At 44.9% G+C, this 9,819-nt stretch carries 5 protein-coding genes; all 5 read right to left on the bottom strand.

Annotation, left to right across the window (positions count from 1 at the left end; genetic code table 11):
• Nucleotides 1-288: 288 nt before the first annotated feature.
• The gene (locus NT010_11335; GenBank protein MCX5806640.1) at nt 289-1,236 is read right to left on the bottom strand and encodes a ParB/RepB/Spo0J family partition protein; all 948 of its coding nucleotides are present in this window, start codon (nt 1,234-1,236) and stop codon (nt 289-291) included.
• A 660-nt stretch (nt 1,237-1,896) separates the two neighbouring features.
• Nucleotides 1,897-3,258 carry a sigma-54 dependent transcriptional regulator gene (locus NT010_11330; protein ID MCX5806639.1) on the bottom strand — a complete coding sequence of 454 codons (1,362 nt, stop codon included), beginning with the start codon at nt 3,256-3,258 and terminating at the stop codon, nt 1,897-1,899.
• Nucleotides 3,255-5,357: an ATP-binding protein gene (locus NT010_11325; GenBank protein ID MCX5806638.1), complete on the bottom strand. Its 2,103-nt coding sequence runs from the start codon at nt 5,355-5,357 to the stop codon at nt 3,255-3,257. Before NT010_11325 ends, NT010_11330 begins: the two co-directional genes overlap by 4 nt.
• A gap of 148 nt (nt 5,358-5,505) precedes the next feature.
• On the bottom strand, nt 5,506-9,267 hold the full coding sequence (locus tag NT010_11320; GenBank protein ID MCX5806637.1) for an NAD(P)-binding protein: 3,762 nt from the start codon (nt 9,265-9,267) through the stop codon (nt 5,506-5,508).
• A 17-nt stretch (nt 9,268-9,284) separates the two neighbouring features.
• A partial coding sequence (locus NT010_11315) for a 4Fe-4S binding protein (GenBank protein MCX5806636.1) occupies nt 9,285-9,819 on the bottom strand: 535 nt, incomplete at its 5' end.

The raw sequence follows: 9,819 nt of genomic DNA, 5'->3' as shown, positions 1-9,819 counted from the left end.
TTGACCGACCTGACCACCCACACAACCTACCTTTTAAGAAACCTATCAAATTGTATTCCCTTTGTCTATTGGTGTCTTGTATAATAGTACGAGGTCTTGTTATTTGCACCAATGATGTTATTCATAAAACCAACGTTTCTTCCCATAATTCACGATCACAGACAAAATGCCATATACTTGCTTTGTAGGTGTTATAAATAACCATATCAGTAATGATGGAAAGATACCATTTCTATTGATAATCCTTGCCTTTCAAGGAACAGCAAAGCCGCTTGTATGCATTAATCCTCACACCTGCGGAACAGGCTTTTTATCTGTTTGTTTCATTGATACAATCTCCGGGGCTGTTTCAACCTGCTTTTCCATGAAAGAGACTAAAACCCTCAGTTCATCAAGGAATGTCTGAATATCTGATTTTGCATACATCCCGGTCTTTTTCTCAAAGTATGATTTTGCATTTTGTAAGACAGCAACTTTCTTTTTAATTGGCATAGGTTTAGATGTTGATTTCGGTTTGGCCTTTTTGTATGCGGTAAGCATTTTCTCTAATTTAACATTGGTTACAGGCGTCTCCATTATTTCATCAAATATGGTAAAAAAATCAGGACTTCCAAGGTTAGCAGCAAATAAATACCCCTGGGAAACAGGGAGAATTCCACTTGAAATTACGTCCTGAATTTTGGGAACCAACTTTAGAAGTGAGATTACGTTAAGCACCGTCCTTGTTGACTTCCTGACGATTTTAACAATTTCCGAAACTGTTTCGGAAAACTCCTTTGATACATAATTAGGCTTTAGATCATAATTCACCAACTCCTTCATTACACTATCCAAATTATAATTCTTATCAGGATGTCTTACCTGGATAAGTGCAAGTATTCCTTTAGCCTGATCGATTGGATTCAAGTCTTCTCTCTGGAGATTTTCCGTCAATTGTAATACAAGGATTTCATCCTTTTGTGTGACTGTATTGACATTCCTTACCGGGATAGTTTCAAACCCCAGTTTTTGTGCTGCAAGATAGCGTCTTTCTCCAAAGATGAGGAGGTACTTATTATCACCCTTTGGAGTTACAAGTATAGGTTCTAATACACCTTTGTCTTTGATAGATGACATGAGTGCTTTAAAGGACTCACTTTCTGTGTCGATCTTTGAACGAATCTGTTCTTCCACTATAATACTTCCAAGAGGCAGGTACAGAAATTCCGGGCTTTCCACTGCTTTCTTTGTTGCCATAATTACCCCCTTATTTGAAATTCAGTGAATAGTGAATAGCACACACACCCTTTATTGGGGTGATTTATCAAGGAGTAACTTTACAGAAAAGGTTGAGATACTCAGAAGTCATAACCCGTTTACCGCCTTAACCGCTATTCACTATTCACTATGTCCCGCATTAAGCGGGATTAAACCGTACACTGTTTTTTATGATTTAACTTAAGATGATATTGACTAAGATGCCCGTAAAAATGTGTATATGTTGATACACTATTTCAAATATTATTTTCAAGAATATTTTTACAAAAAAATACAAAATATTCACAAACTTTTATCCGGTTTTTCTTTGCGAACTCTGTGATCTATCATTTTATCAGTTTAATACCAATTCGGATTCATTGATTGCACCCAGAGGGTACCCGGGCGACGACGAGCCGACGCAAACTTTAGCTCACGCAGTGAGCGAGAAGGGGAGGCCGTGGCACCCGCTTCGCGGGTCGTACTTTACTTGTGGAGGGGGCGACCGGGTACCCGCTTGCGGGGTGTCCCGGAAATGGCGGAGTGTGAGGAAGAGACAACAAAAATGGGCAAATGAAGGCAACATCGTATCAAGCGTAAGCAGGTGAAAGATAAGAAGAATTCTCTCCTCCCATCACTGAGGGCTATACTGGACGGGTCTTACTCGAGCATATATTTCTTTGCCTTGGATATCAGGTTGATCCTTGATATGCCAAGAATCTGCGCTGCTTTTGTCTTGTTTCCGCCGGTGTACTGGAGTATCTTCCTGATATGTTCCTTTTCGACGTCGATCAGAGCTTTCAATTGTATCTCCCCTAATCCTTCGTCCATTATAGGTATGCTTTCGAGAAAATAATTGGGAAGAGATTTCTTTCTTAATTCGTCCGTAGATTCAACAATAACGCCACTATTGATAATGTTCATCAACTCCCGGATATTACCGGGATAGTCAAAATGAGACAGGAGCTTCATTGCCGTGTCTGATATCTTCTCTATTTTCTTATCATTAAGTTCAGAGAACTTTCTGAGAAAATGCATGCATAACAGAGGAATATCTCCTTTTCTTTCCCTGAGGGGAGGGAGATAGACTGAATTCATGTTCAGGCGATAGAACAGGTCTTTCCTGAAATTTCCTGTTTTAATTTCCTGATGCAAATTCTTGTTGGTGGCAGCAATAATCCGCACGTCAACTTTCAAATTCTTGGTGGAGCCCAGGCGAAAAAACTCCCCTTCCTGCAAGACCCTGAGGAGCTTCACCTGTATGGGCAAGGCCAGTTCGCCGATCTCATCAAGAAAAAGTGTGCCTTTGTCCGCCTCTTCCAGAAACCCTCTTTTCTGTGCTGTTGCCCCTGTGAAGGCGCCCTGGTTATGACCGAAAAACTCAGAAGCAAAGAGTTCATTGGCAAATGTACCTGCATTTACAGCAACAAAGTTTTCCTTATTCCGTTTGCTGATTTTGTGTATGGCCTTTGCAATAAGTTCTTTTCCCGTGCCGCTCTCGCCCCATACAAGTATACTGTTGTCCGTCTGGGCCATTTTTTCAATGACAGAGAAAACGTTGTGCATTTTCTCATTCTGGGTAATGATATCTTTAAAGGCATCTGCAAATTTCAGATCAGGGGATACGCGGACCTCTTGTTCAATAATTTTCTGGTTTTCCCTGTTTTCCAGGGCGGTGTTCAGCAAATCTAACAGATGTTCCGTATCAACAGGCTTGGTTAAATACTCAATAGCACCAAGTTTCATTGCCGAAACAGCAAGGGCTACATCCTCCACGCCGGTAAGGACAATGGTCTCCACATCGACATTGTTTTCCTGGATATGTCTCAATATGTCCAAACCGGTGACTTCGGGCATATCCATATCCAGCAACAGGATGTCGTACTGGTTCGCAGCAAGCTCAGCGTATGCTTTCGTGCTGTCGCTAAGCGTCTTTATGTCAAATATGCCTGCCTGGAGCAGAAAAATGTTGAGATAGTTCAGTACAGCCCGATCATCATCTATGACAAGAATCTTGTTCATTTGCCCTCCTCGGGGCTTCTTGGAAGATAAATGCAAAAGGTGGTGCCAATACCCTCTTTGCTCTCCACATCAATTCTCCCTTGATGCTCTTTGATGATGCCGTAGGCTATGGATAGACCGAGGCCTGTACCTCCGCTCGTACCTCCCTGGTGTCTCTTAGTGGTAAAAAATGGATCAAAGATCTGTTTTACAGTAAGTTCGCTCATTCCCTTACCATTATCTTTTACCCTCAGCACTACCTCTTTTTCGTTGAAGCGGGTGAGAACGTGGATAGTGCCTCTCGGCTTCTCAATAGCCTGGGATGCATTAATGAGGATGTTCACAATCACCTGCTGTAATTTTTGGGAATTCCCTACCACAGTGGGCAATTCAGGATCCAGATCTATTTTAACATCAGCCGTTCTTCGAATCTGATTGTCCACCAACCTCAAGCACGCCTCTGTAATAGTATTAAGGCTAACAATCTCATTCAGAAATCCCTCATCGCGCTTCGCAAACTTCTTTAGCCCCTCCACGATGCCTTTAATACGGTTAGAACCCTGCACCATGTCGTCAATCAGTATGGGTATGTTTTCTTTGAAAATGTCATAGCTGAGGCGCGCAATCTTTAAATCAGGGTGGGATTGATAATAGGCGTTGAGGATGGGAAAAATATCATTCATGGCTTCCTGCATGATATGCAGATTTCCACGAATGAAGGTATTCGGGTTGTTTATCTCATGACCGATCCCGGAAACAAGCTGGCCCAGTGAAGCGAGTTTATCGGCCTGGAGTAACTGCTTTTCCATGTTTTTTTCTTTGGTAACAACACGCGAGATTTCGAGTGATCCCGTAACCTCGCAGTCACGCCCGAAAATAGGGTAGGCCTGGAGAAGGTAATACTCATCACCTACCACCTTTTCCTGGGTTACAGACGTTTTTTCCTCAAACACCCGTATTGCCAGGCATTCTTCACAGCGCTGATCCTGGCCAAAAACCTTTTTGTAACATTTACCTTTGCTGCCGATGGATTTCTGGTTTGACATAAGAATATTAAAATCTGCATCAAGGACGACAACCGTATCGGTAATTGTCTTAAACAGGGCTTGGAGCCTCGTTTTGCTCTCCCTCAGCTTCTCAGTTAAGGTCATCAGTTCCTGATTCTTCTTTATGAGAAGGTTCTTCTGATTTTCGAGATCGACAGTCCTCTCAAGGACTTTTCTCTCCAGGTTCTCATTCTGTTCGATCAGTTTTCTCTCCAGCTCCTTTCGGATCCGGATATCCTTGTACACTGTTTCCACACACTTTTCGCCATCCATATCGATGAACAGGCATGAGGTTATGACAGGGATCGGATTTCCATGACGGTCCATGACAGCAAGGTCAAGTGCCTCAATCTTCCCATCTTCTTCAAGCTTCTGGAAGATTACGGTCCTGACCGCGGGATTTTCATATAGCCGGTCTCGCACGTAGTTGAGATGCACTGAGCCATCCTCAGGATAGTCGAGGAGATGGTAAAACTCCCGGTTGGCCTTTATGATATCGCCGTTCAGCCGCGAGATAATCAGGGGGACCGGTGCATCTTTGAAAAAGTCTTCATACCTTTTCTTCGAGTTTTGAAGTTCCCTTGTTTTCTCTTCCACCAGTTCTGTAAGGTTTCCCACATATTTTTGTTTCTCTTCAATAAGTTCCTGAAGTTCGTCTACATATTTTTGTAATTTAGCATGGAGTTCCCGTCGCTCTAAATATTTAGAAATTTTACTGCTCACCTCTTCAACAAGCCTTTTTTCCTCTTTCAGAAATTGAGCATCTTCCTTATAGTGTACCTCCACGAACCCCCTGTTCTTCCCTGCTACGAGAATATCAGCGGCCAGCGACACTGCGGCCTCTTCTTTCGGGCCTGGCGATGCCGAGTATTCGGCTCCGTCAAGCCAGATCGCGGCAGAGGCAATCTCAGGGAACTGCAAACCCTGGACCAGATGGATAGCGGTCATTGTCATATTTTGTGCAAGATCACCGTCAGACCTTATCTCAGGGCCTATGTTGTATAAACATTCAAGTTCCTGAACCCTTTTCTTCAAATCACTCTCAACGTTTTGGAGATTCCGGTAAGGCTTCATGAAGTTCCTCTTTTTAGCTTCTTTATTTAAAACAATGTATTATACCATAACATGCGCTAAAATACATTTGCCGACACAGCCCACCGAATCCTCCTTTCACACTCTTTAGAAAGGGATAGGCGATTCGGTGGACATCGGAGGGGCATCTTTACTCTGCAAGCTTGCTCTTTATTTTCATGTTAAAGTAGTTTTCCGCAAACAGATATTGCTTTTTCTCAAGATTGACAGGGAGTGCTTCAATCGAGGCAGCGCTGAACTTCCCCTTGCCGTTTCCTGTCATAAACTTCTTCTCGAACAATATCTTTCCCCAGGATGTGCCGGGAGCTACATTTTGGTAGGCAGGGTTGGCCTCTTTAATCTGCTCTGTAATATCATCCACAGAACCGAAGGTTAGAGGAATATTCAATTTCTCGGCCAGTTTGCATATAATCTGCCAGTTCTCCATGCCGGTTTTCGGTTCAAAGACCTTGGTAAACTTCTGCACCATCCTGTCGCACGCTGTATATGAACCGGACGTCTCAACAGGCACTGATGCCGGAAGCACCACATCTGCCTCCATTGCTGTTGCGGTAATGAAATTATCGACAACAAGCAGGAATTCGGCGTTGCCTGTGAATCTGAGATTGGATGGTTCGTTCAGGGGGTCTTCCCCAAATATAATAAGCGCCTTTATTTTGTCGTTTTCCATGTCTGCTTTAATGTCCACAGGTTTGAAGACGGACTTCAGGTCCATACCCCATTTGGTGCCGAGCTTCTTGATGCGGGCAGTGTCCCGGAAGTGGATATTCCCAGGCAGATATTGTGTGTCAACGCCCATATCAAGAAGGCCCTGAGAGTTTGCATAATCTCTCAGAATGACAATACCATTTCCAGGCTTTCCGATTCTTCCGGTAAGCATCATAAGGTTCCCGATTGCTTTCAGATCGTCACGGGATTTTTCCCACAAAGAGTCGATGTTGTACATGACAATTACATTATTATCCGGTGATGCCAGCAGGTTGCACAATTGCACAATCTTCTCATCTTCCACTCCAGTGGTTTCTGAAACTTCACCCATATCGAGGTTGGAAACCGACGTCTTGAGTTCTTCGAATCCCTCTGTACGGCTTTCAATAAAATCAATATCTCCCAGCCCTCTTTCAATAAGTGCCTTGCAGATCATGTTTATCAGCGCGGTGTTTGTTCCACGCTTTGAATTAATCCACAAATCAGCGAACTTGTTCAGCGCCGTTTCAGAGGAATTTACGGTCACCAGATATGAGCCTCTCTTTTGTGCACTTTTGGCTTTCAGCTCTGCAAGAAGGTTTTCTTCTGATATATCCGCATTGATAACCAGAACAACATTGGCCTTGTGTAAATCGTCCATAGTAGTTGTAGAGACGGTTGCCCCGAACATATCGTCAAGGCTGTCCTGTTCTACACCGTTTAACAGGTTGGTGAAACTTCCAATGTTATTCGTTTTAAGTCCTGCACGGACAAACTTCTGGAGCAGATAAAGCTCTTCATTGGTCATCCTCGGAGACCCGAAAACAGCAACCGACTCAGGACCGTAAGTCTTGATAATAGCATTCAGCCTCTGTGCTGCATAGTCGATAGCTTCGTCCCAGGTGGCATTCCGGTGTCCGCCCTTCTTTTTTATAATAGGTGTGAGGAGCCGGTCTTTATCCATCATATATCTGTATCCGAACCGTCCCTTTGAGCACAGATACCCTTTATTGTGGGAAGTCTCGTCTACATTTGCAACTGTGAAGCAGTGATCATAGAATACCTTGTAGCTCAGGTTACAGCCTAAAGAGCAGAAGCTGCAGATAGATTCAACACTCCGCGAGTCCCAGGGGCCTGGTTTACGAAAAGGCAGTTTCTCTGTAATAGCCCCGGTAGGACAGGCAGCGATGCAGTTCCCGCAGGAGATGCAACTTGTTTGCAGAAGTCTTTTCTCCATCGATGGCTTGACCACAGATTTGAAGCCCCTGTACACAAATCCAAGGGCTGAGACTTTTACTATCTCGGAGCAGGTACGCACACAACGGCCGCAGGAAATACATTTGTTCGGATCAAGGGAGATAAACGGATGGGACTTATCGATCTTGAGCCTCCTCACGTCACCCAGGAACTTTGTCAGATCTACGCCGAAGTCTGTAGCATACTTTCTCAATGCACAATCGAAATATGCAGAGCAGCCGCATTCCAGACAACGGGAGGTCTCATTTAGCACCTGTTCCTCGGTAAAACCTGTCTCAACCTCTGCGAGGCTTTGAATCCGTTCCATAACAGGAAGCTCGGGCATTTTCTCTTTTTCTATTTTTGCCATAGGTAGAAATTCACTTTCAGCAATCTCACCAAAACTGTCTTTCTTGCTTAAAAATTCTTTTTGTCTTGGTTTCGTCTTGCCGGTCTGTAGAAAATCATCTATCGATTCAGCTGCCATCCTTCCGTGAGCAATGGCATCAATCGCCACTGCAGGACCTGTAATGGCATCGCCTCCTGCAAATACACCCGGAATGGATGTTTCAAAACTTTCCTTACCGGCCACAATTGCATTCTGTCTTGTAGCTTTAAGCCCGCCGTCAGCAGTCATGGACCCGAGATCTATATCCTGGCCGATAGCAGAAATTACGAAGTCGCACTTCAGATCATATTCGGAACCTTTCATAGGAACAGGGCTTCTCCTACCTGAGGCATCGGGTTCGCCAAGCTCCATACGGATACAGGTTAAGGCATCCAGGCGACCGTCCTTTGTAACAATACCTGTAGGCGCAGAGAGAATAATCAATTCCACTCCCTCTTCCAGGGCAGCATCTATTTCCATATCGTGGGCAGGCATTTCCTTCTGAGTTCTCCTGTAAACAAGGGTAACTTTGTCGGCACCCATTCTAAGTGCAGTACGGGCAGCGTCTATCGCAGTATTCCCTCCGCCTATGACTGCAACCTTGCCATAAAGTTTGGGCGGGTTGTCGGCCTGCATCTGATAGAGGAAATCGGCGCCTTTGATTACGCCAACCGTATCCTCTTCGCCTTCAACACCCATTTTTTTTGCTTTCTGGGCGCCAATGGCAACAAAAACAGCATCAAAACCCATCTTCTTGAGAGAGTCGAAGTTAATCCCATTCCCGAAGACCGCATTGGTTTTGACTTCAACACCCAGGTTCGTAATCCACTGAATTTCCCTGTCAAGCATCTTCTTGGGCAGGCGATATTCCGGAATCCCATAGCGGAGCATACCGCCCAGGTGTTGTGATCTTTCAAAGATCGTCGGGGAGTACCCCTTTAGGGTAAGAAAGTAGGCGCAGGTAAGACCGGCAGGCCCACCGCCTATAATGGCAACCTTTTTTCCATTTCTCGGAGGAACTTCAGGGTTCCAGGGGTCCTCGATATCGATATCGGCAGCATAACGTTTCAGGTAATCTATTCCCACCCGGTCATCGACTCTGTTCCGGCGGCAGGCAGCCTCACACTCCCTCACGCAGACCCGCCCGCAGACAAGGGGCAGAGGATTCTTCTCCTTTATCAGTTTCACTGCCTCTTTGTATTTACCTAAAGCCATAAGGGCAATATAGCCCTGTATGTCGACACCTGCCGGACATGTCTGAGTACATGGTCCCAGGCAATCGGCATAGTGATTTGAGAGCAGGAGTTCAAGCGCTGTTTTTCTTGATTCCCTGATTCTGTCATTATTCGTATAGACGGCCATTCCGTTCGAAACCGGACTCGAACAGGATGGAACTAGTTTCTCAAGCCCTTTTACTTCCACCACACAGAGGTAACAGGAACCGTAAGGGGGAAGTTTGGGATCGTAGCAGAGAGTCGGGATGTCGTCGATCTTGTGCTCCCGGACAACCTCGAGGATCATCTGACCCGGATTGGCCGTATATTCTTTGTCGTTTATTGTGATATTTAGTTTTTGAGTCATACTTGATTCTCCATTATTTAGTTTTTCACAACGGCTTTAAACTTGCAGGTTTCAAAGCACTTACCACATTTTACACAGAGCGCGATGTTTATCTCATGAGGTTTCTTCTTCTCCCCGCTTATAGCTTCTGCGGGACAGGCCTTTACGCAGAGGGTGCAACCCTTGCATGTATCTGCCTTTATTGAGTACGTAATCAGGGCAGGGCAACTGTGGGCAGGGCATTTTTTGTCGCGGATATGGGCAATGTATTCCTCATGGAAATATTTCAAGGTTGTCAACACGGGATTGGGGGCTGTCTGCCCGAGACCACAAATAGTGTTATTCCTGATCTGATACGCGAGGTGCTGGAGAAGATCAATGTCGCCTTCCTGCCCATTCCCGTCAGTAATCCTTTCCAGGATTTCAAGCATCCGTTTTGTGCCTATGCGGCAAAAGGTGCACTTTCCACAGGATTCGTCCTGTGTGAACCGGAGGAAGAACTTGGCCATATCCACCATGCATGTAGTTTCGTCCATGACCACAAGACCGCCGGATCCCATAATGGCCCCTGTC

The organism is Pseudomonadota bacterium (assembly GCA_026388275.1).
Taxonomy (GTDB): domain Bacteria; phylum Desulfobacterota; class Syntrophorhabdia; order Syntrophorhabdales; family Syntrophorhabdaceae; genus JAPLKB01.
Note: the sequence above shows the minus strand (reverse complement) of the source record. Positions and strands in the feature narration are given on the sequence as shown.